The sequence below is a fragment of the Pseudogulbenkiania sp. FW507-F1 genome (assembly GCF_058781125.1).
The window spans coordinates 105416-128384 of record NZ_JBYSWM010000004.1 but is presented as its reverse complement, the minus strand read 5'-3'; the positions used below and the strand labels follow the sequence as shown (position 1 = coordinate 128384).

Annotated in this window: 24 protein-coding genes and 1 tRNA gene; 8 read left to right on the top strand and 17 right to left on the bottom strand. The window is 61.0% G+C overall.

Annotated features, from left to right (window positions below):
* Positions 1-31 precede the first annotated feature (31 nt).
* Genes AC3WG5_RS04120 through AC3WG5_RS04110 form a run of 3 tightly spaced genes read right to left on the bottom strand, consistent with a single transcriptional unit; the run spans position 32 to position 1971 of the window.
* A complete protein-coding gene (locus tag AC3WG5_RS04120; protein ID WP_492567891.1) occupies positions 32-844 on the bottom strand; it encodes a crotonase/enoyl-CoA hydratase family protein in 813 nt (270 codons plus the stop codon).
* Positions 845-855: 11 nt separating this feature from the next.
* On the bottom strand, positions 856-1332 hold the full coding sequence (locus AC3WG5_RS04115) for a DUF4442 domain-containing protein (RefSeq protein ID WP_492567890.1): 477 nt from the start codon (positions 1330-1332) through the stop codon (positions 856-858).
* Positions 1333-1386: 54 nt separating this feature from the next.
* A complete protein-coding gene (locus tag AC3WG5_RS04110) occupies positions 1387-1971 on the bottom strand; it encodes a TetR/AcrR family transcriptional regulator (protein ID WP_492567889.1) in 585 nt (194 codons plus the stop codon).
* 114 nt (positions 1972-2085) lie between these two features.
* Here AC3WG5_RS04110 and dapF point away from each other — a divergent pair, with 114 nt between their 5' ends.
* From dapF to AC3WG5_RS04095, 3 genes are read left to right on the top strand one after another with little or no spacing between them, the layout of a single operon-like run.
* Positions 2086-2916: a diaminopimelate epimerase gene (gene dapF, locus AC3WG5_RS04105; protein ID WP_482581581.1), complete on the top strand. Its 831-nt coding sequence runs from the start codon at positions 2086-2088 to the stop codon at positions 2914-2916.
* Positions 2917-2948: 32 nt separating this feature from the next.
* Positions 2949-3593, top strand: a complete 645-nt coding sequence (locus AC3WG5_RS04100; protein WP_492567888.1) for a DUF484 family protein — start codon at positions 2949-2951, stop codon at positions 3591-3593.
* Positions 3590-4162, top strand: coding sequence for a hypothetical protein (locus tag AC3WG5_RS04095; RefSeq protein ID WP_492567887.1), 573 nt, complete (start codon positions 3590-3592; stop codon positions 4160-4162). Before AC3WG5_RS04100 ends, AC3WG5_RS04095 begins: the two co-directional genes overlap by 4 nt.
* 52 nt (positions 4163-4214) lie before the next feature.
* Here the strand turns inward: AC3WG5_RS04095 and AC3WG5_RS04090 are convergent, their stop codons facing one another.
* The 13 genes from AC3WG5_RS04090 to AC3WG5_RS04030 form a co-directional block, all read right to left on the bottom strand.
* Positions 4215-4661 carry an OsmC family protein gene (locus AC3WG5_RS04090; protein ID WP_482581585.1) on the bottom strand — a complete coding sequence of 149 codons (447 nt, stop codon included), beginning with the start codon at positions 4659-4661 and terminating at the stop codon, positions 4215-4217.
* Positions 4662-4683: 22 nt separating this feature from the next.
* Positions 4684-5700: a 3-deoxy-7-phosphoheptulonate synthase gene (gene aroF / locus AC3WG5_RS04085; RefSeq protein ID WP_492567886.1), complete on the bottom strand. Its 1017-nt coding sequence runs from the start codon at positions 5698-5700 to the stop codon at positions 4684-4686.
* Positions 5701-5738: 38 nt separating this feature from the next.
* Positions 5739-6419, bottom strand: a complete 681-nt coding sequence (elbB, locus tag AC3WG5_RS04080) for an isoprenoid biosynthesis glyoxalase ElbB (protein WP_492567885.1) — start codon at positions 6417-6419, stop codon at positions 5739-5741.
* An 88-nt stretch (positions 6420-6507) separates the two neighbouring features.
* Complete coding sequence (locus tag AC3WG5_RS04075) at positions 6508-7095, bottom strand: LOG family protein (RefSeq protein WP_492567884.1); 588 nt, start codon at positions 7093-7095, stop codon at positions 6508-6510.
* 43 nt (positions 7096-7138) lie between these two features.
* Positions 7139-8212, bottom strand: a complete 1074-nt coding sequence (gene pheA / locus AC3WG5_RS04070; protein ID WP_294863296.1) for a prephenate dehydratase — start codon at positions 8210-8212, stop codon at positions 7139-7141.
* Between the two features lie 2 nt (positions 8213-8214).
* Positions 8215-8805, bottom strand: a complete 591-nt coding sequence (locus tag AC3WG5_RS04065) for an O-methyltransferase (RefSeq protein WP_492567883.1) — start codon at positions 8803-8805, stop codon at positions 8215-8217.
* A 127-nt stretch (positions 8806-8932) separates the two neighbouring features.
* Positions 8933-10141, bottom strand: coding sequence for an MFS transporter (locus AC3WG5_RS04060; protein ID WP_492567882.1), 1209 nt, complete (start codon positions 10139-10141; stop codon positions 8933-8935).
* A gap of 112 nt (positions 10142-10253) precedes the next feature.
* The gene (gene serC / locus AC3WG5_RS04055; RefSeq protein ID WP_008952720.1) at positions 10254-11342 is read right to left on the bottom strand and encodes a 3-phosphoserine/phosphohydroxythreonine transaminase; all 1089 of its coding nucleotides are present in this window, start codon (positions 11340-11342) and stop codon (positions 10254-10256) included.
* Positions 11343-11365: 23 nt separating this feature from the next.
* Positions 11366-11812: a PaaI family thioesterase gene (locus tag AC3WG5_RS04050; protein ID WP_014087315.1), complete on the bottom strand. Its 447-nt coding sequence runs from the start codon at positions 11810-11812 to the stop codon at positions 11366-11368.
* Positions 11809-12276: a PaaI family thioesterase gene (locus tag AC3WG5_RS04045; RefSeq protein ID WP_492567881.1), complete on the bottom strand. Its 468-nt coding sequence runs from the start codon at positions 12274-12276 to the stop codon at positions 11809-11811. The genes AC3WG5_RS04050 and AC3WG5_RS04045 overlap by 4 nt, the downstream gene beginning before the upstream one ends.
* Positions 12273-14858 carry a DNA gyrase subunit A gene (gene gyrA, locus AC3WG5_RS04040; protein ID WP_008952717.1) on the bottom strand — a complete coding sequence of 862 codons (2586 nt, stop codon included), beginning with the start codon at positions 14856-14858 and terminating at the stop codon, positions 12273-12275. The genes AC3WG5_RS04045 and gyrA overlap by 4 nt, the downstream gene beginning before the upstream one ends.
* Positions 14859-14998: 140 nt before the next feature.
* Positions 14999-15742, bottom strand: coding sequence for an amino acid ABC transporter permease (locus AC3WG5_RS04035; protein ID WP_008952716.1), 744 nt, complete (start codon positions 15740-15742; stop codon positions 14999-15001).
* Between the two features lie 61 nt (positions 15743-15803).
* The gene (locus tag AC3WG5_RS04030; protein ID WP_492567880.1) at positions 15804-16622 is read right to left on the bottom strand and encodes a basic amino acid ABC transporter substrate-binding protein; all 819 of its coding nucleotides are present in this window, start codon (positions 16620-16622) and stop codon (positions 15804-15806) included.
* Positions 16623-16756: 134 nt separating this feature from the next.
* On the opposite strand from AC3WG5_RS04030, the gene AC3WG5_RS04025 reads away from it, so the two are divergent.
* The 5 genes from AC3WG5_RS04025 to AC3WG5_RS04005 all read left to right on the top strand — a co-directional run bounded on the left by AC3WG5_RS04025 (position 16757) and on the right by AC3WG5_RS04005 (position 22620).
* Positions 16757-17281: a hypothetical protein gene (locus AC3WG5_RS04025; RefSeq protein WP_492567879.1), complete on the top strand. Its 525-nt coding sequence runs from the start codon at positions 16757-16759 to the stop codon at positions 17279-17281.
* 53 nt (positions 17282-17334) lie between these two features.
* Positions 17335-17410 (top strand) — tRNA-Thr (locus AC3WG5_RS04020).
* A gap of 116 nt (positions 17411-17526) precedes the next feature.
* Positions 17527-18198 (top strand): SOS response-associated peptidase, encoded by a 672-nt coding sequence (locus tag AC3WG5_RS04015; RefSeq protein ID WP_492567878.1) that lies wholly within the window; start codon positions 17527-17529, stop codon positions 18196-18198.
* A gap of 331 nt (positions 18199-18529) precedes the next feature.
* The gene (locus AC3WG5_RS04010; protein ID WP_492567877.1) at positions 18530-21907 is read left to right on the top strand and encodes an EAL domain-containing protein; all 3378 of its coding nucleotides are present in this window, start codon (positions 18530-18532) and stop codon (positions 21905-21907) included.
* Between the two features lie 413 nt (positions 21908-22320).
* The gene (locus tag AC3WG5_RS04005; RefSeq protein ID WP_008952635.1) at positions 22321-22620 is read left to right on the top strand and encodes a helix-turn-helix domain-containing protein; all 300 of its coding nucleotides are present in this window, start codon (positions 22321-22323) and stop codon (positions 22618-22620) included.
* Positions 22621-22724: 104 nt separating this feature from the next.
* Here the strand turns inward: AC3WG5_RS04005 and AC3WG5_RS04000 are convergent, their stop codons facing one another.
* Positions 22725-22943: a DUF7230 family protein gene (locus tag AC3WG5_RS04000; protein ID WP_492567876.1), complete on the bottom strand. Its 219-nt coding sequence runs from the start codon at positions 22941-22943 to the stop codon at positions 22725-22727.
* Between the last annotated feature and the right edge of the window lie 26 nt (positions 22944-22969).

The following is a 22969-nucleotide window of genomic DNA, read 5'->3' as shown; positions in this document are numbered from 1 at the left end:
TTTTTGTGCCTTCCCGATCAAGAAGCCGCACTCAGTTGTCGAACACGGCTGGCTGGCCGTGCATGGCAGCGATGGCTGCGCGTTGAATGTCGTCGGATAGCAGCATGGCTGCATTCCAGGTGGCAACATAGTTCAGGCCATCGGCTACCGAATGGTCGCGGCTGTAGTTCATGACTTCCTTGCTGCCGCGAATACTGAGCGGCGACTTCGCCGCAATCAGCCGTGCCATCGAGATTGCCTCGGCTTGCAGGCTGGCCCGATCAGGCAGCACCCGGTTGACCAGGCGAATGGCTTGGGCTTCTTCGGCCTTCACCTCGCGACCGGTCAGGGCCATTTCCCGTGCCACACCTTCACCCACGATGGCGGGCAGTCGCTGCAAGGTGCCGACGTCAGCCACCATGCCGATATCGACTTCCCTGACGCCAAATACGGCGTCAGCGGCCGCCAGACGAATATCGGCAGCCAGTGCGATGTCCAAGCCGCCGCCGAGGCACGCTCCATGAATCGCGGCGATAACCGGTTTGCGGCAGCGTTCCAGACTCGTGACCGCGTCTTGCAGGCGCAGGATGAGGGTGCGGAGTTTCTCGCGCTTTCTTCCTTCGCAAGGGTCCTGTATCGTCTGCTGCACGCCAAGCAACATGGCCAGATCGATGCCCGAACAGAAATGCGCCCCTTCGCCGGCAAGAACGATGGCGCGAACGTCCGGCTCGGTATCGCACCACGCCATGGCGGCGCCGAGTTCCTGCCACATGGTTTCGTTCAGCGCGTTGGCCTTGTTGGGGCGGTTGAAGCTGACCTGCGCGACATGGCCGTCGACGCTCAGGGTCAGGGTGTCAAAATCCATGCTCATGCTCCTCACGCCCGTTTCTTGGGTACCCAGGCCCAGATCATTTCACAACGGATCGGCGACTCGCCGGACTCGTCGGTTACCACGACTTCAACCGCGGCATCCCCTTTCTCTTCCTCGTGCATGCGGCGAATCTGCTCGGGCGTGAGGACGGCAGTCGCCTTCATGCTGCCCTGCGAGCGTTTGAGGTAATCCACATGCATGGATTTGAGCAGCATCAGTTTGCTGTCCGGTACGTTCATGCCGACCACGAAGCCGCTGGCGGTTTCGGCCAACAGGGCCATGGCGGCGGCGTGTACGCCCTTGATGTGGTTCTGCACCTTGCGCCGGTTTTGCAGCGAGACGGTCAGCCGATCGTGCCCGACCTCCACGAAACACAGGCCGGCGGTTCCCAGAAACGGAACCAGCCGGCCAAACAGGCGGGTCAAAACGAAGCTGCGCAGCCCCTCGGGTAACCGGGCTGCCTTGTCGGCGATCCGGCTCATGCTGTTTTTCTTGTACTCCATCGTCTTCCTCGTGTTGGCGGCAATGATCTGCCTTTATGGTTTCTCGACCTTCAGCAGATCGCGAATTTGTTGTTTGATGGTGTCGAGGATGCCTGCATCGATCCGCGCCAGTTGCAGTCCGCCCTGCAGCGCGGCGAACATCACCTCGCCCATGGCCTCCGGAGACCCCGGGTAGGTCATGACCCCCTCGTCCCGGCCGCGCCGGGCGATGGTTTTCGCCCAGTCACGCATCTCGGTGATGAAGGCGCCGGCTTCAAGCTGAATCTCTTCCGGCAGGGTGTGATATTCGGTGGTGAGGATGCCGCTCGGGCAGATTTGCTCGTCCTGATGGAAGTAGGCGTCGGTGAGCTCGAAATAGCCTTCCAGCTGTTGTAGCGGGCCGAGGCCTGCGTGGGCCTCTATGAAACGGGCAAAGCGGCGCCGATAGCGTTGGACCAGCGCGACACCGAGGTCGGTCTTGCGCGGGAAGTGATAGTGGACGGCGGCATTACGCACCCCCAAGGCGCTGCTGATGTGCTGGTAGCTGAAGGCGTTGAATCCTCGCGTCAGCAGTAGCTGCTCGGCGATGTCCAGAATGCGTTTCTGGGTGTCTTTTGTTGCATTGGATACAGGTTTCATGAAATCACTTTACTTACTGGTTAGTAAGGTGTCAATGCGACATGCCGACATGCTCGGGGATACGGTATGATGCTTTTTATTTGGTACAAAACCCGGCTCACCGGACCAGGAACGATGAAACTGAAATTCAGCAAGATGCACGGCTTGGGCAATGATTTCATGGTGATCGATGGGGTGCGACAGCACGTCGACCTTACCCCGGAGAAGATCAAGGAACTGGGGCATCGCCAGTTCGGCATCGGTTTCGACCAACTGCTGCTGGTGGAGCCGTCGGGTTCCAGCGAAAACGATTTCCGTTACCGCATTTTCAATAGTGACGGCAGTGAAGTGGAACAATGTGGCAACGGGGCGCGCTGTTTCGCCCGCTTCGTCGCTGAGCAAGGGTTGAGTGCCAAAGAGGCCATCCGCGTCGAGACCGCCAAGGGGGTGATCGTCCCGCAGTTGCTGGCCGACGGGACGGTAACGGTCGACATGGGAGTGCCCCGCTTCAAGCCGGCGGAGATACCCTTTGTCGCCGCTGAGGAGGCGCTGACCTACCCGCTGGATGCGGCTGGCCGGCAATGCGATATTTCCGTGGTCTCGATGGGCAACCCGCATGCCGTTCAGGTCGTTGCCGATGTCGATACCTTCCCGGTGGCGGAGCTCGGCCCGGCGATCGAATTGCACCCGCGCTTCCCGGAGCGGGTCAATGCGGGCTTCATGCAGATCGTGTCGCGCGAGGAGATCCGTCTGCGGGTGTACGAGCGTGGCGCCGGGGAAACCCTCGCCTGCGGTACCGGAGCGTGCGCTGCCGTGGTGGCAGGTATACGCCGTGGCCTGCTCGATCATACCGTCAAGGTGCATACCCGGGGTGGCGATTTGAGTATCCGCTGGGATGGAGTGGGGCTGCCGGTGCTGATGACCGGCCCTGCCGTCACCGTATTTACCGGAGAGATTTCTCTGTAACTCCCGACCCCCGCCTTGTTAAGGATGTATCGATGCTGACGGACCAGGTGCTGAGCTTTCTCGATGACAACCCGGATTTTCTGTTGCAACACGCCAGCCGTTTCGGCCTGCAACCCATCCAGACGACCACCGTAGTGCCGTTCGCTGAGCGCCAGGTGCTCGAGCTGCGCGAGCGCAATCGCCAGATGGAAAGCCGACTTAGCCAGTTGGTACAGAACGCCGAAAGCAATGATCTGATCGTCAATCGTACCCATCAGCTGGCCTTGGCGCTGTCCCGCTCACGCGATCTGGAGAGCTTGGTGGGGGCCCTGCTGCAATGTTTCGAGCAGGAGTTCGGGCTGGATCGTTGCGCATTGCGCTTGTGGCACCCGTCTGCCGTGGCGCTGCCGCACATCTACAACGGCCGTCAGGCAATCAAGGTGTTGGCGGGGAACCTGTCTGGCCCGAGCTGTGGACCGTATGCCAACGACCAGGTGCTGAGCTGGTTTCCGCCCGAGCCGACGCTCGAATCCTTCGCCATGATTCCGCTGAAAAACACGGCTGGCGAGGCTTTCGGGCTGGTTGTCCTGGCCAGCAACGACCCCCAGCGCTTTACCGCCGATATGCAGACACACTATCTGTCCCAGATCGGCGAATTGATCACTGTCTCGCTCGAGCGCCTGCTGGCTGCGGCATGACGGATGGTCTGCTGCAGGATGTCCTGCTGCTTGCGCTGGGTAGTTACATTCTGCACGCCGTGTGGCGGGTGATGCGCAGTGGCAGCGGTATCGCGTGGGCCGTGCTGGTCGCCGGTTACCTGGTCTCCGCATGGTTGAGCAAGGCCGCCCTGCCCTCGCTGGCCGGTGTCGCCTTGTGGCTGCCGTTACTGTATCCCTATGCGTGGATAGCGGTGTCTGCGCTGCTCTGGTTCGCCTGCGCCATGACGCCGGGTGTCGTGCCGGCACCCCATGTGGAAGACCTATCCGAACTGACAGCCTATTTTTACTCCCAGCTCGCGCTTAACCTCGCTGTCGCGCTGCTGTCCGTGGCGTTGCCCTGGCAGTCGTGGTGGCTGTACCTGTTTTTCCCGCCGCTGATGGTCGGCATCGGCTACTTCTGGTACCGGATGCGTCTGTGGCGAGATACCCAGCAGCTGGGCGCGGATGATGTCATGCGCCGAGGCGCCGCCATACTGGCTTGGCTGGTGCCTCTGGCGGTTCTGGCGGTTGCGGTGCGGTGGACTCCACTGCTCCTGACTCTGATCTGAAATCGCCCTTGGCAGTGACACGCTTTTCCGCCAAGGGCGGAAGTGCGCGAGATCACATCAGAAATGAACCGTCGGCATCCTGTACCTGCACCCGGATGGGGATGCCGCGGCCGACGCTTTGTGACACCGTGCAGTACTCCTGAAATCCCCCCAGGATGCGGTCGAGATGGTCGATGCCGCTGGCGGGCTGCCCCAGTCGCAACGTGACGTCGATCGACATCACCCGTAGTCGCCCGGTTTCGTTGCGGTCGATCAGGCAGGACGCGGCCGTCTGCAGCGGCTCGCCCTGCTGTTTGAACTTACGCAAGGCAAACAGCAGGCTGGCGCTCAGGCAATTGGCCACGGCCGCGAGCAGCAATTGCTGGGGCGCCGGACCTTCGCCCTGGCCAAGAGGTGCCGGCTCGTCGGTCACCAATGGCGGCACCGAGGCGCCGAAATCGTTACGGAACTGGAAGTCTTGTTGCTGTACCAGACTGATCGAAATGACGTCGCCGCTCATGCTGAACCTCGTTTTCAGTGCGTTACAAATTTCGTCCCAAGGCCTGCGCCAGGGGGCGCAGCTCGCCGACCAACGCCTTCAGTTCTGCCGGGGTCAGCGCCTGGTCGGCATCGCACCAGGCTTCGCAGGGATTGGGGTGCATTTCCACCATCAGGCCGTCGGCGCCAGCCGCCAGGGCGGCCTTGGCCAGCGCCGGAACCAGCCAGGCCTTGCCCCCGGCGTGACTGGGGTCGACGATGACGGGCAGGTGGCTTTCCTTTTTCAAAACCGGAATCGCCGTCACATCCAGCATGTTGCGGTAGGCGGTTTCAAAGCTGCGTACGCCGCGTTCGCAGAAGATGATGTTGTGATTGCCTCCGGCGGCGATGTACTCGGCCGCCATCAGCCATTCGCTGATGGTGGCGGCGAGCCCGCGCTTAAGGATGACCGGCTTGTTGATGCGACCGACCTCCTTGAGGAGGTCGAAATTCTGCATGTTGCGCGCGCCGATCTGGATGACGTCGACGTCATGTTCCAGGAAGGTGTCGAGCATGCGCACGTCCATCAGTTCGGTGACCACCGGCAGGCCGTGTTGGCGTGCCGCCTGCTGCAGATAATCCAGCCCTTCCACGCCGAGCCCCTGGAAGCTGTAGGGGCTGCTGCGAGGTTTGAAGGCGCCTCCTCGCATCAGCCGGCAGCCGGCATCGGCCACGGCCGCCGCCGACAGCGCCATTTGTTCCGGCGTTTCCACCGAGCAAGGTCCAGCGATGATCTGCACGGTTTCGCCGCCAATCGGCACCCCGCGCACTCTGACGACGGTATCGGTTGGCTGGGCTTCGCGCGAGACGATACGGTATTCCTTCATGACCCGCATTGCCCGTTCCACCCCGGGCATCAGCTCGAACATGTCGGGTGTCAGAGCCCTCTCGTCGCCGATGGCGCCGATGATGGTTCGTTCGGTGCCGCAGGAAACGTGTTCGGCCAACCCTGCGGCGCGAATCTTGGCGGTGACGGCGGCGACCTGTTCTGGCGAGGCCTTACTGGCCATGACGATGATCATGAAACTTCCTGCTTATCTAGAAAATGGCCGGCCGACGATCAGCTCAGCAGTGATTTGAGTGCGGTGACCGCCGCCTGGCACGAAGCGAACACCTCGGCGGGAGTCGCCTCGCCGTACATGTAGGCCGGGGCGGAAACGAAACGGTGCGCGAGGTCGACGCAGGCCTGGTCGACGGGCGTCTCGACGTGGGTTTGACCCCAGCTCGTCAAGGCGTCGGCCATGGCCTGACCTTCCGCGTAGCTACCGAAGGTGATGTTAACTCCGGCCAGGCCCTCGTCACGGGCGATCAGCCCCTGTACCAGCGGAGCTGCGCACAGCGCGACAACCGGCTTGTGTTGCTGCACGAAAGGCCGCACCGCTGCAGCGACATCATCGTAGAGCACGGCGTCACGGCCGTCCTTGATGAAGGTCGTCAGATTCTTGGCGGCGCCGAAACCGCCGGGGAATACGATGGCGCTATGCTGGGCGGCATCGAGCTCGGCCAAGGGCCGGATTTGGCCGCGGGCAATGCGCGCCGCTTCGCTGAGAATATTGCGGGCTTCGCCGCTCTCCTGGCCGCGGGCATGGTCCACGACATGCATCTGAGCCCGGTCCGGGGCGTAAAAGTCATAGGGCAAGCCGGCTTGCGACAGCGCAATCACGACGCCGACGGCTTCGGTGATTTCGCTCCCGTCGTAGACGCCGCAGCCGGACAATACGATAGCAACAGTCTGATTCATGGTATTTACCTCGGTCGGGGCCGGAGTACGTCCAGCCCGATGTACTCTTCGTTATCCCCCTCTGATCAGGGATGGCCCGGCGGAGCGCTCAGGTACGAGACAGTTCCAGCCATTTGTCCGCTTCGCGCGGCTGATAGGCGCGCATGCCGGCCAGCAGATCGTCGATGTTGTCGGCCACCACGAACAACGACAGGTTTTCCTCGCGCATGAAGCCTTCCTGTACGGCGTGGCGCACCATGGCCAGCAGCGGGTCAAAAAAGCCCGCCACGTTCAGCAGTCCCACCGGTTTGCTGTGTACCGACAATTGGCCCCAGGTCAGGATTTCGAACAATTCGTCGAAGGTGCCGAGCCCGCCCGGCAGGGCGATGAAGCCATCGGCACGCTCCGCCATCAGCGCCTTGCGCTGGTGCATGGTTTCGGTGATGTGGATCTCGTCGAGCCCCAGATGCGCCACTTCCTTGGCCTGGAGGAATTCAGGGATGAAGCCGACGACGCGACCGCCAGCGGCCAGGGCCGCATCCGCAGCGACGCCCATCAGGCCGATCTTGCCGGCGCCGTAAACCAGGGTCAGGCCCTGCTCGGCCAGGGTGGTGCCCAGCTGACGCGCGGCATCGGCGTATTCAGGCCGGCCGCCGCGGTTAGAGCCGCAAAACAGACAAAGTGATTCCAATTTCATGACAGGATAGCCAGGAGGTTGGCCGACGCTTCGGCCAACGTGTTCAGATGACGGCAACCGGGTAGGAGCCGAGGACCTTGACGAAGGAGGTGCGTTCGGCCAACCCTTCGAGGGCCTTGGCGACGTGTTCCTCGCTGCGGTGTCCTTCCATGTCGATGAAGAACACGTAGTCCCACAGCCCTGCGCGCGACGGGCGCGACTCGAACTTGGTCATCGATACGCCATTGTCGGCGACCGGCGCCAGCAGCGAATGCACGGCACCCGGACGGTTGGGTGCTGCGACGATGATTGAGGTCTTATCTTTACCCGACGGCGTCACGTCCTGATGCCCCAGCACCAGGAAGCGCGTGGTGTTGTTGGGTTCGTCCTCGATGTTCTCGGCGATTTTGTTCAGGCTGTAGCGCTCGGCGGCGGCTTGCCCGGCGATAGCAGCCGCACTGGCATCCTCGCTTGCCAGACGTGCCGCTTCGGCGTTGCTGGCGACGGATACGCGTTCGACGTCGGCCGGCAGGTTCTTGTTGAGCCATTCGTGGCATTGCGCCAGCGCCTGGGCGTGGGCGTAGACGCGGCGGATGCCATCGGTCCCTTCCGCGCCGCGCAGCAGGTGGTGATGGATACGCAGGACCACTTCGCCGCAAATTTTCAGTGGGGACGAAATCATCAGGTCGAGCGTGCGTCCGATGGCCCCTTCGGTGGAATTTTCCACCGGTGCCACGACGTAATCGAGGGTGCGGGATTCGACCAGACGGAAGGCCTCGTCGATGGAGCTGCAGGCCACGGTATGGGCAGCATGTCCGAAGTGCTTGATGGCGGCCAGTTGGGTGAACGTGCCCTCCGGGCCGAGGTAGGCGACGGACAGCGGTTTTTCCAGCGCCAGGCATTCCGACATGATTTCGCGGAACAGACGTGCTACCGACTCCCCAGGCAGCGGGCCCGGGTTGTGGTCTTTGACGCGGCGCAGCACCTGGGCTTCGCGTTCGGGGCGGTAGATCACGCCGCCACCTTTGATTTCTCCGATCTCGCGCGCATGGCTGGCGCGCTCGTTGATCAGTTTGAGAATGGTTTCGTCGATGGCGTCGATGGCGTCGCGATGTTGCTTGAGAAGTTCTTCAGACACGATTATCCGTCTTTCAGTATGACAAACTGGCCTTTTCCAATCGTGTAAGTTTCCGCGAGATAGCCGTCTGTCGCAAGCACTTGCCCGACAAAATCGCGGCATTCGTCCGGGTGGGACTGTGCATTGTCCATTACCAGCAGGCCGCCGGGCCGCAGCACGCGCTGAATATCCGGCCAGTAGCCGGGATAAAGGCGGCGCTCGGCGTCGAGAAACAGCAGGTCGATGCTGGATGGCAGTGCCCCGGCCAGCCAGTCTGCCGCGTCGGCCAGCACCAGTTCCACCCGGGATTCCACGCCGAAGGCGGCGAGATTTTCACGTGCCCGCTGCTGCTTGGCGGGGAGCACGTCGAGGCTGATTACCTGTCCGCCGCTGGCCCTCGCTGCCAGCGCCAGCCAGATGGTCGAGAAGCCGTTAGAGGTGCCGATCTCCAGGATGTGGCGGCTGCTGGAAAAACGGGCCAGCTGATACAGGAAGCGGCCGGTATCCATGGTGATGTTCAGGCATTTTTCGCGCCGTTCGGCACAGTGCGCATCGTGGCGCTCGCCCTCTTCCCATAGTGCCTGGAGCTTGCGCAGGATTTCTGTCTCCAACATGTTGCCCCTTAAAAGCATATGACAATCAAGTTGGATAAACCTAGCATGAAGCCCGGCTCGAGGTAAGCCAGCGTGGTCAGCAGCAAGGCGATGCCTAGCGCGATCCCGGACAGCCAGGCCCACATGGTCAGGACCCCTGCAATGCCAGCGCCTTGGAGGCTGTCTCGCGGATCGGCAGGTTGACCAGCGTGGCTGCAATACCGAGGGCGATGGCGAGTGCCCACACCAGGTTGTAATTGCCGGTGGCGTCGTAGATGAGACCACCGAGCCATACTCCGGCAAAGCTGCCCACTTGGTGCGAGAAGAATACGGCGCCCGACAGCATGCCCAGATGCGCCACGCCGAACTGGCTGGCGATGATGCCGTTGGTCAGGGGGACCGTCGACAGCCACAGGAAGCCGATCGCGGCGGCGAACACGCCGACCGACACGGGGCTGAGTGGTGCCCACAGGAACAAGGCAATGATCACGCTGCGTGACAGGTAGATGCCGGCCAGCAGATAGGGTTTCGGCCAACGTGAGCCCAGCTCGCCCGACAGCATGGTGCCGAAGATGTTGAACAGGCCGATCAGCGCCAGTGCCATGCTGGCGACCCCGCCCCCGAGCCCGTGGTCACGCAGGTAGGCAGGCAGGTGCACGCCGATGAACACGACCTGGAAGCCGCATACGAAATACCCCGCCATGAGCAGCCGGAACCCCCTCTCTTGCCAGGCGCCGCGGAAGGTTCGCCACATGTTGAGCAGCAGGCCGTGGCGAACAGTACCGGAAGCATGTTGATCGTGCTGCACCAGCAGGCGCGAGGCCGGCAGCATCAGCAAGGCCGAGACGGACAGGATCAGCAGGGCCGGAATCCACCCCAGGCCATCGATCAGGCCACGTTCGATCGGCACCATGGCGAACTGTCCGAACGACCCCGCGGCGGCGGCAATGGCCATCGCGCGCGAGCGCAGGTGGGCCGGCACACAGCGCCCCAGCACGCCGAAGATCACGCTATAGGTGGTGCCGGACAAGGCCAGCCCGATGAGAACCCCGGCGGACAGCGAGAACAGCCCCGGTGAGGACGATACGGTCATCAGCAGCAACCCGGCTACATAGAGCAAGGTGCCGCCGAACAGTACCCGGCCCGGCCCGTAACGATCGGCCAGGGCACCGGCAAAGGGCTGCGATGCGCCCCAGACCAGGTTCTGCAGGCCGAGCGCCAAGGCGAAGGCCTCACGGGTCCAGCCAAAGGCGGTGGTCATCGGCGGCATGAAGAAGCCGAAACCGTGGCGTATGCCCATGCTGAGGGAAACGATGACGCCCCCTGCGATCAGGAGTCGGCGAATGGCTGGGTTCATGACGGGTCACAGTGCAAGGTGGATGGCCTGCCATCATATAGCGCCGGCCGGCAACAAAAAACCCGCGCCAGCGGCGCGGGTCCAGAACTCATCGTTACGAAATGGAGAACAATCAGCTGTGCTGGCGGGCGAAGTCCATCATGAAGCTGACCAGCGCCTTGACGCCCTCGATCGGCATGGCGTTGTAGATCGACGCACGCATGCCGCCGACGGCGCGGTGGCCCTTGAGCTGCACCAGGCCGTTCTTCTTGGCTTCGCTGAGGAAGGTGTCTTCCAGCGACTCGTCCTTGAGGCGGAATACCACGTTCATCTTCGAGCGGAACGGCGCGTCCACCGTGCTGTAGTAAAAGCCATTGCTGGATTCGATGGCGTGGTACAGCAGGCCGGCCTTCTCGTCGTTGCGTGCGGCCATGCCCTTGATGCCGCCCAGTTCCTTCAGCCACTTGAATACCAGGCCGGCGATGTAGACCGGATAGGTGGCCGGGGTGTTGTACATCGAGTCGGCATCGGCATGAACCTGGTAGTTCAGCATCGTCGGCGTGCTGGGCAGGGCCTTGCCCAGCAGGTCTTCGCGCACGATGACTACGGTCAGCCCGGACGGGCCGATGTTCTTCTGGGCGCCTGCATAGATCAGGCCGAACTGGCTGACGTCCACTTCGCGCGAGAGGAAGTCGGACGACATGTCGCACACCAGGGGCACACCGTTGGCCGAAGACGGGATGAAGGGGAACTGCAAGCCGCCGATGGTTTCGTTCGAGGTGTAATGCAGATAAGCCGCATCCGGGTCGCGCTGCCAGGTTTCTTCCGCCGGCACATAGGTGAAGTTGCGGTCTTCGCTTGAGGCGACGACGTTCACGTTGGCGTAACGCTTCGCTTCCTTGATGGCCAGCTTCGACCAGTGGCCGGTGTTGACCACGTCGATCGACTTCTTGTCGCCCAACAGGTTGAGCGGCAGCATGGCGAACTGCAGCGATGCCCCCCCCTGCAGGAACAATACCTTGTAGTTCTTCGGAATCTGCATCAGTTCGCGCAGGTCGTGCTCGGCGTCATGGATGATTTCCATGAACTCCTTGCCACGATGACTCATTTCCATCACGCACATGCCGGAGCCGTGCCAGTCGAGCATCTCGCTCTGGGCTTCGGCCAATACGGCGTGAGGCAAAACGGCGGGTCCGGCGGAAAAATTGTATACCTTGGCCATGTCTGTCCTTGATATCGGTTCAGTCAGCTGGTGGTGGCCAGCAGGAAGTGCGCCCGGGCGACGGCAACCGGTTTGCTGCGGTCTTCCTGCCAGGCTTCGATCAATACGTGCGCGACGCGTTTGCCCTGCTTGGTGATCTCGCAGCGCGCATACAGCGTCTTGGGGCGACCGCTTCGCAGGTAGTCGAGCGAAAAGTCGACGATTTTGGGGGTGTCTAGCGATTCACGGTTCCAGATCAGGTGGATCATCGCGGCGTTTTCGAGGAAGCCGCCGATCAGTCCGCCGTGCAGGGCTGGCAACACGGTGTTGCCGACGTTGCGCTCGTGGAACGGCAGGCTGAACAGCAGATCGCCGGATTCGTCCTCGCCTAGTTCCACGCCCATCAGGCGGGCGTAGGGAATGGCGTTGACAACGTCCTGAAAACGCTTCTGGTCGCGTAGTGCGGCGAACTGCTCCATGAAATTGCTCATGCCTGGGGCTCCTGCAGCATCGGCAACGGGCTCGATTCGCGCATGAAGGTGGCGACACCGTGGGCGATCGGATCGTCCGGATTGTCGTGATAGCACACCGCCCGGGTGAAGGCGACCTGACTGGCGAGCCGGTAGCATTCGGCACGGCAGTAGATGGCCTTGCCCGGTGTGGCGGCCTTCAGGTAGTCGATGCGCAGGTCGAGCGTGGCGATGGTTTCCACGTGTTCCAGGTGGGCGGTGACCGCCACCGCGCTGGTGGTATCCACCAGCGAGGTGATGATCCCGCCATGTATTACCCCTGTGGCCGGGTTGCCGACCAGCTCTTCGCGCCAGTCGACCTTCAGCACCGGCTTGCGCCCGTCCGCTCCCAGGTATTGGAAACCGAGCGCCGCGCAATGCGGCAGCGATACGAACAGCTGCCCCATCGGTTCGAATACCTTGGGATTGACCGGGGTCGCTATCATGCCTCGCCGCCCTCTTCTGCGGCTTCTTCCACCTCGTCGTCCTCGCCTTCGGCGACCTTGACCAGGCTGATCAGCTTCTCGCCTTCGTCCAGGTTGATCAGGCGAACGCCCTGGGCGGAGCGGCCGGTTTCGCGCACTTCGGACACCTTGGTGCGGATCAGGACGCCGCCGGTGGTGATCAGCATCACGTCGTCGGTTTCTTCCACCAGGCTCGCCGCCACCAGCTTGAGGCCAGTCTTGTCGGTCAGGTCCATGGCGATGACGCCCTGGGTGCCGCGGCTGGTATGGCGGAACTCGCCGGCGCGGGTGCGCTTGCCGTAGCCGCCATCGCTGGCGGTCAGCACCATCTGGTCCTCGGAGCAGGTCACCAGCAGTGAGATCACTTGCTGTCCTTCGCCCAGCATCATGCCGCGCACGCCAGTGGCGTTGCGACCCATGGCGCGCACGTCGGTCTCGCTGAAGCGCACCGCCTTGCCGGCATCCGAGAACAGCATCACCTGGTCATCGCCGTGGGTCAGCGCCACGCCGATCAGGTTGTCGCCCTCGTCCAGGTTGACGGCGATGATGCCGGCCGTGCGCGGACGGGAGAAGTCGACCAGCGGGGTCTTCTTCACGGTGCCGTTGGCGGTGCACATGAAGACGAATTGGTCGTCGCGGAACTCTTTCACCGGCAGCATGGCGTTGATCTTTTCGCCTTCGGCCAACGGCAGCACGTTGACGATCGGCTTGCCACGGCTGTTGCGACCGCCTTGCGGCAGGTCGTAGACCTTGATCCAGTAGCAACGGCCAAACGACGAGAAGCACAGCACGTAATCGTGGGTGTTGGCGACGAACAGCGTTTCGATGAAATCGTCGTCCTTGGTGGCGGCGGCCTGCTTGCCGCGCCCGCCACGGCGCTGCGAACGGTAGTCATCGACCGGCTGGGTCTTGATGTAGCCGCTGTGCGAAACGGTCACCACCATGTCCTGCGGGGTGATCAGGTCTTCGATGTTGATGTCGCCGCCGAACGGTTCGATCTCGGAGCGGCGGGCGTCGCCGAACTGGGTCTTGATCGCGTTCAGTTCGTCGGAAATGATCTGGTTGATACGCTCCGGGCGAGCCAGGATATCGATCAGGTCGAGGATGACCTCCATGATCTCGCGGTACTCGCCGACGATCTTGTCCTGCTCCAGCCCGGTCAGGCGCTGCAGGCGCAGTTCGAGAATGGCCTGGGCCTGGACTTCCGACAGCTTGTAGCCCTGCTCCTTCAGGCCGAACTCCGGCAGCAGCCCATCCGGACGTGCCTTGTCCTGATCGACACGCGCCAGCATCTCCTCGACCAGCGGCGAGCGCCATTCGCGCTCCATCAGGGCGATCTTGGCGACCGGCGGGGTTTCCGACGCCTTGATCAGCGCGATGATCTCGTCGACGTTGGATAGCGCGACGGCCAGACCTTCGAGGATGTGGCCACGCTCGCGCGCTTTGCGCAGTTCGAAGATGGTGCGGCGGGTCACCACTTCGCGGCGGTGGCGCAGGAATTCTTCGAGGATCTGCTTGAGGTTCAACAGGCGTGGCTGGCCGTCCACCAGGGCCACCATGTTGATGCCGAAGCTGTCCTGCAGCTGGGTGAGCTTGTAGAGGTGATTGAGCACTACTTCTGGCATTTCGCCGCGCTTGAGCTCGATCACCACGCGCATGCCGGACTTGTCCGACTCGTCGCGCAGGTCGGAAATGCCCTCGATCTGCTTGTCGCGCACCAGTTCGCCGATGCGCTCCAGCAGGCGGGCCTTGTTTACCTGGTACGGCAGCTCGTCGACGATGATGGCCTGGCGGTCGCCTTTGCCGATATCCTCGAAGTGGGTGCGCGCGCGCATGATTACGCGGCCGCGGCCGGTGCGGTAGCCTTCCTTCACCCCGGCGGTGCCGTAGATGATGCCGGCGGTCGGGAAATCCGGCGCGGGAATGATATCGATCAGCTCGTCGATGGTGATGTCGCTGCTGGCCAGTACCGCGAGGCAGCCGTCGATCACCTCGTTGAGGTTGTGCGGCGGGATGTTGGTGGCCATGCCCACGGCAATGCCCGAACTGCCGTTGATCAGCAGGTTGGGGATCTTGGCCGGCAGGATCAGCGGTTCTTGCTCGGAGCCGTCGTAGTTCGGCCCAAAGTCAACGGTTTCCTTCTCGATGTCGGCCAGCAGTTCGTGCGCGATGCGCGCCATGCGAATTTCCGTGTATCGCATGGCAGCGGCGTTGTCGCCGTCCACCGAACCGAAGTTGCCCTGGCCGTCGATCAGGGGGTAGCGCAGGCTGAAATCCTGCGCCATGCGAACGATGGTGTCGTACACGGCCGAGTCGCCGTGGGGGTGATACTTACCGATGACGTCGCCGACGATACGGGCCGATTTCTTGTAGGCCCGGTTCCAGTCGTTGGATAGCTCGTGCATGGCGAACAGCACGCGGCGGTGTACTGGCTTCAGACCATCACGCACATCAGGAAGGGCCCGTCCCACGATGACGCTCATCGCGTAATCGAGATAGGAACGGCGCATCTCCTCTTCAAGGCTGATCGGAATCGTTTCCTTGGCGAAAAACTGATCTGTCATGGGTAAATGCTTATCTTCTTCTGATGGCAAATGCTCCAGATTCTACCACGAGGGCGGCTTCGGCGCATGGCGCCGAGAGCAGGCCGCCAGATGCAAAAATGGCCGGAAATTCCGGCCATTGCTCGTCTATGTCTTGCGCCTCAACGGCTGGCGATCTGGAAGCGTTTTTCCAGTCGGCCGATACCCCAGGCCATCAGCATGGTCAGTGCAAGGTAGAGGAAGGAGATGGTCAGGTAAGGCTCCCAGTAGCGGGAGTAGACGCCAGCCACTGTGCGGGCGGCAAACGCCAGCTCGGCCAGGCCGATGGCCGAAACCAGCGAGCTATCCTTGAGCAGCATGATGGCCTCGTTGCCCAGCGGAGGGAGCATGCGGCGGAAGGCCTGCGGCACAATGACGGCTTTCATCGCCTGCCCATAACTGAGACCCAGCGAGCGTGCGGCTTCCATCTGCCCTTTGTCGATGGACTGGATGCCCGCGCGGAAAATTTCGGTGATGTAAGCGCCGGCGTTCAGGGTGAGGGCCAGCAGGCCGGAAATGAACGCACCATAGTTCTGACGGATTTCGCGCGCGATATCACCGCTCAGGATGATGCCGTCCACCGGATGGATCAGCATCGGCATCAGGGCAAAGTGCACCAGCAGAATCTGTACGAACAGCGGTGTGCCACGGAAGAATGTCACATAGGCGGTCGCCGGTAGGCGGACCAGGTAACGCAAGACAATCTTGCTGATGCCGTGCTTGCCTTCAGCCAGGCGGGCCACGCCCATGAACAAGCCAATCAACGTGCCGAAAATCACGGCCACGATCGTGATCAGCAAGGTCATCTTCGCGCCGTCGATAAACAGCGGAAGATATTCGGTGATCATTTCCCAGCGGAAATTCATATTTATGCCCCTATAAAACGCCTGGCCGGCGATGCCGGCCAGGATTGCTGCACCAACTTAGTTATTTCTTGGCGAAATATTTTTTGTAGATCGCATCGTAGGTGCCGTCGGCCTTGATGGCTTTCAGGCCGGCGTTAACCTTGACCAGTACCTCGGCGTTGCCTTTCTTGGCGGCGAAGCCGTAGTACTCCGGTGCAAAGCTCTTGGTGTCTTCGACGGTGGCGAGGCCGTTTTGCGGGTTGTTGATCACGTAGTTGCTGACTACGCCGTTATCGCCCACGGCAGCGTCCACGCCACCATTTTCCAGCTCTTTCAGGGCAAGCGGCATGCTCTCGAAGCGCTTGATGTTGGGATTGGTCTTGCCCAGCAGTTTTTGCACGACTTCGTCGCCGGTGGTGCCAGTCTGCACCGCCACCTTCTTGTTCTTCAGATCTTGGAAGGTTTTGACGTCGGTGACATTCTTGCCGACGGCAATCAGCTGACGCGCTTCGAAGTACGGATCGGAGAAGTCCATGTTCTTCTTGCGTTCGTCGGTGATGGTGATGGCCGAAGCCAGCAGGTCGCGATCACCCTGATCGAGGGTGGCGAACATCCCTTCCCACGGGGTGTTGACGAACTTGACCTTAAAGCCGCCCTTCTCTGCCGCCGCGGTCAGAACCTCGACGTCGAAGCCTTGGACTTCTTTCTTGTCATTGAGGAATTCGAACGGGGCGTAGCTGGCATCGCTACCGACAAGGTACTCTTTTGCTGCCGCAGTGGCTTGCGCCGGCGCACTGCTGGCGGCTTGCTCAGCAGGGGCTTCGGCTTTCTTGCCACAAGCGGTCAGGGCAAAAGCCGACAAAAGCAGGCCGGCCAGCAAGGTTCTTCTGGTTTGTTTCATTGATATAGCTCCCTTTTGTGTAAGCCACTCGTTGTACAAGCAGCCGCATGGTAATATAAAAATTTATTATTTACTGCACAATCCGCGCGGTGAGTGCGTGGCGGACTTGCATTCGGCATAAAAGTAATGAGCGCATGAAATATAAACATCTTGCTTTGCTGTTTTTGGCAAGCAGTTTTTTGCTGGCCTCCCTGCCCGCACAGGCTGAGCTAGAGGATGCCCCGTTGCCGGGGGATTTCCAACCCGCCCAGCCGGCCAAACAATCGAGGGCGCCGGCCCCGGTTGCACCATCGCCACGTCAGGAGAAGCCTCGGAGCAGTGCTGCGCCGGCTGTAGCGCACGCAGAGGCTCCCAGCAAAAAACAGGCCACTCGCCATCGCAAGCCGTTGCACAAGCCAAGAGCGTCGCTCAAGAGGCGGCATAAGACGGACGTGCTCAAGCGCCATACGACGACTTACCGCCAGGCCGGAAAGCACCATGTAAAGAAAGGCAAGAAGGCGCGTCTGGTTGCGCGTAAGCCTTTGCGCACGATGCATGTAAAGAAGGCCCCTGCCACTTTGCATGGCAAGGCAAAGTCAAACAGTAAAGCCCGGACAATTCACAAGAAGCCATTGAAAACAGTAAAGAAAAAGCCGCTTACCCATAAACGTAGAAAATAAAACGTTGGGGTGGGCTTGCCAAAAGTGACGATTTTCATCAAAATTCACAGCTCGCCGGTGTAGCTCAGTTGGTAGAGCAGCTGACTTGTAATCAGAAGGTCGGGGGTTCGACTCCTCTCTCCGGCACCAATATCCACGGGCCTTGCAGCGATGCGAGGCCCGTTTGCTTTGGTGGGTTTTAGATGGAATATTAGATGGCGCCATCTAATATTCGACCGAATTCCAGTCTCGTACTAGGCTGAATCATGTGCGGCCGCTTCGCTATCTACACCCCGTTTCGCCGGCTCGGGCAGCAGCTCGGGCTGGACTTCAATTTCCCTCCCCGCTACAACATCGCCCCCACGCAGAACATACCGATCGTGCGGCTGGCGGCGGATGGCGGCTTTGAGGTGGCCGAGGCGCACTGGGGGCTGGTCCCCTTCTGGGCCAAGGATCGCAAAATCGGCTACAGCACCATCAACGCCAAGGCCGAGACCGTGGCGGAGAAGCCGGCGTTCCGTGCCGCCTTCAAGCATCGGCGTTGCATCATCCCGGCCAGCGGCCTGTACGAGTGGCAGGATCTTGGCGGCAAACAGAAGCAGCCCTGGTTCATTATCGACACCGAGGGAGATGGGCTGGGGTTTGCCGGGCTGTGGGAGCGCTGGGCCGATCCGGCCTCCGGCGAGACACTCGAGAGCTGCACCATCATCGTTGGGCCGGCCAATGTCCTGGTTCAGCCCATCCATGACCGCCTCGCCTGCATTCTGCCGCCCGAGCATTACCGCGACTGGCTGAACCCCGAAGCGCCGACACCATTTCTCCACACCCTCCTCACGCCCTGTCCCAGCGAGCGCTTGCGCATGTGGCCGGTCTCGACCCGCGTCGGCAACCCGCGTCACGACGGCCCGGATCTGGTCGAGCCTGTGCCAGGTGCATAACCCTCCTTCTCTTTATTGCTTTCTTTTCACCCAAGTTGTTCTAATGAACACGTTCCGTATGCCGACGCGTTGAGACAAGACCGGCGGTTTTTGCTTGCTGATGGCATGAACTGAACTCGCCGCCGTTTTCTGTCTGGGCAGGCCAGAGATAATGCATTGTGGTGCCATGTTTTTATTGAATGCTCTCATGGCGAGTGAATCGCTCATGACAAATCGTTTGGGTGCACGTCGTGTGGGCGACCATACTGCACTGTAATGGCGTGCCAATTGGAATTGGATTGGCATCTGGCGCAAGCAGCGTTGAAAACTCCACATAGAAAGGAGGTGCTCCGTGACGCTATCTCTGCGGTCCAGCTTTGAATCCAAGCTGCTCGCGGCACTCTCCACTGCCGTATTGGTCGTGATCGCACTGTCTCTGACTATTTGGAAGGTCGCCGATGATGCCACCCGCTCGGTTCAATGGGTCACCCACACCCATGAGTTGCTCAAGCAGCTTGCCCTCACTCGGGGTTATTCGCTGCAGATCGAATTAACCACGCAGTCGTTCCGTCTCTATGGCGATGTCGCGAATCTTGCCGAACGTGACGACGCCATCGCAGCCCGAGAAAACGCGCTCGGGCAAATTCGGGGGTTGACCACCGACAACCCGCGTCAGAGGCAGCGCTGGGTAGCCTTGCGGAAAGTGCTCAATCAACGGCTGGCCATTGCGAGGCAGGTTGAGCTCCTGCTCAAGACGCAAGGCAAGGCGGCCGCCGACGCCTTCGTGGCCAAAGCGCCGTTACGGCAAACCCGGGTGCTCACCTACCGCCTGCTTGACGACATGGACCGGGAAGAGCGGCAATTGCTGAGGCAGCGAGAGTCCGCTTATGCGCATGCGCGCCAAACGCTGGTGGTGGCCAGCTCGCTGGTTGGAGCGTTGCTCGTTTTCCTGCTTGCTTCCACCTATGTGTTGATACGCCGGCAATGGCATGCGACGGCAACGAGCCAGCGTGCCCTGGCTGACAGCGAGGAGAGCCTGAGGACGACGCTGGATTCGATCGGCGATGCCGTCCTGGCCACGGATATCGATGGCCGCATTAGCCGGATGAATCTGGTGGCCGAGCAGCTGACCGGTTGGCCGGCCTCGCTCGCCGTGGGCAGACCGGTGGAGGATGTGTTTCGCATCATCAACGAAGAGACCCGTGAGCCAGCCGCGGATCCGGTTGCCGCGGTACTGGCAACGGGGAAAACCCAGGCGCTGGCCAAGCACACCTCGCTGATCGCACGAGATGGCAGCGAGTGTCCGATTGCCGACAGTGCGGCACCTATCCGGAATGCGGAGGGGGCATTGCATGGCGTTGTTCTGGTCTTCCGGGACGTCTCGGCCGAGCGCCATGCCGAGCAGATTATCCGAGCGCAAAATGCCCTGCTGGAGTCGCATGTGCGGGAACGTACCGCTCAGTGGCATGACAGCCAGGACCATTTGCGCAATGTCATCAGCTCGGTACCTGCCCTGATCGCCTATGTGGATGCACAGCAGCGGTATGTCTATGTCAACGACCAATACCGGGAGCGCTTTGCTCCCGGGATGACTGATATCACCGGATGTGAAGTTAAAGCGATTCTCGGGGAAGCGCGCTATGCCATCGCCGAGCCCCTCATCGGCAAGGTTCTCAAGGGTGAGGCGCAGGGCTACGACTGGCAGCCTTTCCCCGGGGTGTGGCAGACCATCCGCTACCTGCCCAAGTACGATGCAGGCGGCCTGATTGTCGGCTATTACGTGCTAGGAACGGACATCACGGAGCGCAAGTTGGCCGAAGAAAGAATCAGGACGCTGAATGTCGAGTTGGAACAACGGGTGCACGAGCTTGAGCATGTCACGCGAGCCCTCCGGACGCTCAGCGCGGGCAATCACGCCATGCTGCGGGCCGATGAGGAGCGGACCTTGCTCGATGCCATGTGCCACGCCATTGTCGTCGATGGTGGCTATGACATGGCGGTGGTCTGGTATGGCGACAAGGAGGACCACACGCGGTTGCGGCCGATGGCCGAAGCGGGTTACCCCGGCGGCCTCAAGGCACTGGCGCAATTGCGTCTCGGCGGAGCTGGCGATGAACGTGGCCAGAGCGTGTCTCCTATGGCGATGCGCACAGGTAAAGTGCAATTGGTGCGCGATATGGGGAGCGATCCACATAGCCGGTGGCCGGGCGATCTATTAAACGGCACGACGGCAGGACTGGCCTGCCCTCTGCGCGTGGGAAACCGGGTGATCGGCGCCTTGACCATCTACGATGCCGAGGCAGACTCCTTTGGTGCTGACGAAATCGCGTTGCTCACCGAGTCGAGCGAAGATCTGGCGTTTGGCATTGCCACTTTACGGAACCATGTTGAGCAGAAGCGCACCCAGGCGGCCATGCATCACTTGATGCGGCACGATCCGCTGACCGGGCTGCCCAATGCGCTGCAGTTCGAGGAGGCGCTTTCCGCCGCCCTCAGAACCAGCATGCAAGAGGCGCAACCGCTTGCCACGCTGCAACTCAATATTGAGCGGCTCAGCGAGATCAATGATGCATTGGGCTTTGTCTACGGCGACCAGATCCTGTGTGATTTCGGTTTTCGACTACAGGGCTGCGTGCCTGCCACTGCCCTCGTGGCACGGATACGTGGCGACGAATTCGCGGTGCTCCTGCCCGGCAGTGACGCCCAGGCGGCATTGACTGCCGTCGAAGCCGTGGAACTTGAGTTGGCGCGCGCTTTTCCTGTGGCCGACATCGCTTTGGACGTTAGCGCGAAGACAGGCATTGCCCTGTTTCCAGAACATGGCACAACGACACACGATCTGCTTCGCCGCATGGACAAGGCCGTCAATCAGGCCAAGAAGCGTGGTTTGAGCCATGTGGTATTCGACCCTGGAGAGGCCCATGCTCAGGCTGACCGTCTGGTCATGGTGGGCGAGTTGCGGCGGGCTATCGAAGGAGGAGAACTGCGCGTATACCTGCAGCCCAAGGTCGAGTTTGCCACGGGCCGGGTGAGTGGCGCTGAAGCGCTGGTGCGCTGGCACCATTCGCGGCTTGGCCTGCTGACACCCGCCATGTTCATTGGTTTGGCTGAGCATACCGGCCTGATTCGCCCACTGACGGAGTGGGTCATTGGTGCCACGCTTGATTTGTTGCAAAGCTGGCATGCCCGAGGCTGCGCCGTTCCCATTGCCGTCAACCTGTCGGCACGCAGTCTGCATGATGAGAGTCTGTTGGACAAGATCCGCCTGTGGCAGGCTGCCCGTGGGATTGGACCTGGCTGGCTGGAGGTGGAAATCACCGAGAGTTCCGTCATGGAAGATCCCGAATTGGCGCTTGGTATTCTACATAGCCTGCACGCTGGGGGCATTCCGCTCTATATCGACGATTTTGGCACCGGTTATTCTTCATTGAACTATCTGCAGAAGTTGCCGGTGGACTATATCAAGATCGACCAGTCATTCGTGGCGAACATGTCCCGCAGCAAAGACTCGGCGATGATCGTGCGCTCCACCATCGATCTCGTGCGTGACTTGGGCCGCAAAACCGTGGCCGAAGGCATTGAAACCCAGGAGCACTGGGAGCAACTGTCCCGACTGGGATGCGACTATGCACAGGGCTACTTCATCGCCAAGCCGATGCCGGCCGAAGCCTTCCAGGAGTGGGTTGAGAATTTCATCCCACCCGTGCCAGCGACTGAGTCCGCTCATTGAACGGCCCGGCCTAAGGGGGGCATCCAAGGGTTCGGCCCCGCACTCCAAACCCGGCAGGAACCGTGCCCTCTCCGTATCGGGCCGCGCTGTCTGATAGCGGCTCTCCCGGTGTTTTTCCTGGCGACTCTGCCCTATTTGCCGCCGCCATGTCGTACACGTCGCCTTGTCGCTTGTTGATTCATCCTGTTGCCAGGATGGTCTGTCGTAGAGGCCGCGTTGTTACACCCAGCGAGCTTGCTTGAGGCCGCTGCCGGCCGGTTTGTTTGGTATCGCGTGGACGATCGAGGAACGGTGTTTGCGGCGAGTGTTATTAAATAAATGGCATATTTATTAACAAATATTTGCAATTTGCCTGAGGTGAGGCTACCCACTCCCCATTTATCATTGCGGCACCCACAAACAGGAGCCCAATGATGACATCGCACAAAGCCCTACCTCATCCTCGCGAAGTTCGTCTGAAGCGAGGGCTGAACCAGGTGCAATTCTGGAGCCTGATCGGCGTCACTCAATCTGGAGGGTCGCGCTACGAGTCGGGCCGAAACATGCCGCGCCCGGTGCGGGAACTGTTCCGCCTGGTGCATATCGAGCAAGTTGACCTTGCCATCATCAACCGTGAGGACATGGAGGTCATTGGTCTTCTCAAGACGCAATTTCCAGATTTGTACGAAAGTTTGAAGAAGGCGGTATCGGCGACATCACGTGAAGAGCAGTGATTTGTCGCGTTGGTTTTCAGGCGCTCTACAGCCTGACCTGATAGCTGGCATCTGAAATCTTGGCTTGATGGAGCGCCCCTTGCCCATGTTGGCAAGGCGAGGCATTACAAGCTGGGCAGGAGTCGTGTGGAATCGGACTTTGGGCTCGTGGCTGACGCCAGATTCCAGCTCAATAAAAAAGGCGGGAGAGTAAAACTTCCCGCCTGTTTCTTATGCTTGGCATAGCCTTGCCTGGCTCGCTTCTTTCGATCTGTAAAGGTGGCACAGCGCTGCAGACGTTGTGCGAATTTGGCTACCGGGTTGGTGCGTGGTGGTTTGGCCATCGGGTTCCTTCCAGTTGAGTCGAGGG

Coding starts and splice junctions, on each gene's coding strand:
- AC3WG5_RS04120 (WP_492567891.1), bottom strand. CDS start 844: ATGGATTTTGACACCCTGACCCTGAGCGTCGACGGCCATGTCGCGCAG.
- AC3WG5_RS04115 (WP_492567890.1), bottom strand. CDS start 1,332: ATGAGCCGGATCGCCGACAAGGCAGCCCGGTTACCCGAGGGGCTGCGC.
- AC3WG5_RS04110 (WP_492567889.1), bottom strand. CDS start 1,971: ATGAAACCTGTATCCAATGCAACAAAAGACACCCAGAAACGCATTCTG.
- dapF (WP_482581581.1), top strand. CDS start 2,086: ATGAAACTGAAATTCAGCAAGATGCACGGCTTGGGCAATGATTTCATG.
- AC3WG5_RS04100 (WP_492567888.1), top strand. CDS start 2,949: ATGCTGACGGACCAGGTGCTGAGCTTTCTCGATGACAACCCGGATTTT.
- AC3WG5_RS04095 (WP_492567887.1), top strand. CDS start 3,590: ATGACGGATGGTCTGCTGCAGGATGTCCTGCTGCTTGCGCTGGGTAGT.
- AC3WG5_RS04090 (WP_482581585.1), bottom strand. CDS start 4,661: ATGAGCGGCGACGTCATTTCGATCAGTCTGGTACAGCAACAAGACTTC.
- aroF (WP_492567886.1), bottom strand. CDS start 5,700: ATGATCATCGTCATGGCCAGTAAGGCCTCGCCAGAACAGGTCGCCGCC.
- elbB (WP_492567885.1), bottom strand. CDS start 6,419: ATGAATCAGACTGTTGCTATCGTATTGTCCGGCTGCGGCGTCTACGAC.
- AC3WG5_RS04075 (WP_492567884.1), bottom strand. CDS start 7,095: ATGAAATTGGAATCACTTTGTCTGTTTTGCGGCTCTAACCGCGGCGGC.
- AC3WG5_RS04065 (WP_492567883.1), bottom strand. CDS start 8,805: ATGTTGGAGACAGAAATCCTGCGCAAGCTCCAGGCACTATGGGAAGAG.
- AC3WG5_RS04060 (WP_492567882.1), bottom strand. CDS start 10,141: ATGAACCCAGCCATTCGCCGACTCCTGATCGCAGGGGGCGTCATCGTT.
- serC (WP_008952720.1), bottom strand. CDS start 11,342: ATGGCCAAGGTATACAATTTTTCCGCCGGACCCGCCGTTTTGCCTCAC.
- AC3WG5_RS04050 (WP_014087315.1), bottom strand. CDS start 11,812: ATGAGCAATTTCATGGAGCAGTTCGCCGCACTACGCGACCAGAAGCGT.
- AC3WG5_RS04045 (WP_492567881.1), bottom strand. CDS start 12,276: ATGATAGCGACCCCGGTCAATCCCAAGGTATTCGAACCGATGGGGCAG.
- gyrA (WP_008952717.1), bottom strand. CDS start 14,858: ATGACAGATCAGTTTTTCGCCAAGGAAACGATTCCGATCAGCCTTGAA.
- AC3WG5_RS04035 (WP_008952716.1), bottom strand. CDS start 15,742: ATGAATTTCCGCTGGGAAATGATCACCGAATATCTTCCGCTGTTTATC.
- AC3WG5_RS04030 (WP_492567880.1), bottom strand. CDS start 16,622: ATGAAACAAACCAGAAGAACCTTGCTGGCCGGCCTGCTTTTGTCGGCT.
- AC3WG5_RS04025 (WP_492567879.1), top strand. CDS start 16,757: ATGAAATATAAACATCTTGCTTTGCTGTTTTTGGCAAGCAGTTTTTTG.
- AC3WG5_RS04015 (WP_492567878.1), top strand. CDS start 17,527: ATGTGCGGCCGCTTCGCTATCTACACCCCGTTTCGCCGGCTCGGGCAG.
- AC3WG5_RS04005 (WP_008952635.1), top strand. CDS start 22,321: ATGACATCGCACAAAGCCCTACCTCATCCTCGCGAAGTTCGTCTGAAG.
- AC3WG5_RS04000 (WP_492567876.1), bottom strand. CDS start 22,943: ATGGCCAAACCACCACGCACCAACCCGGTAGCCAAATTCGCACAACGT.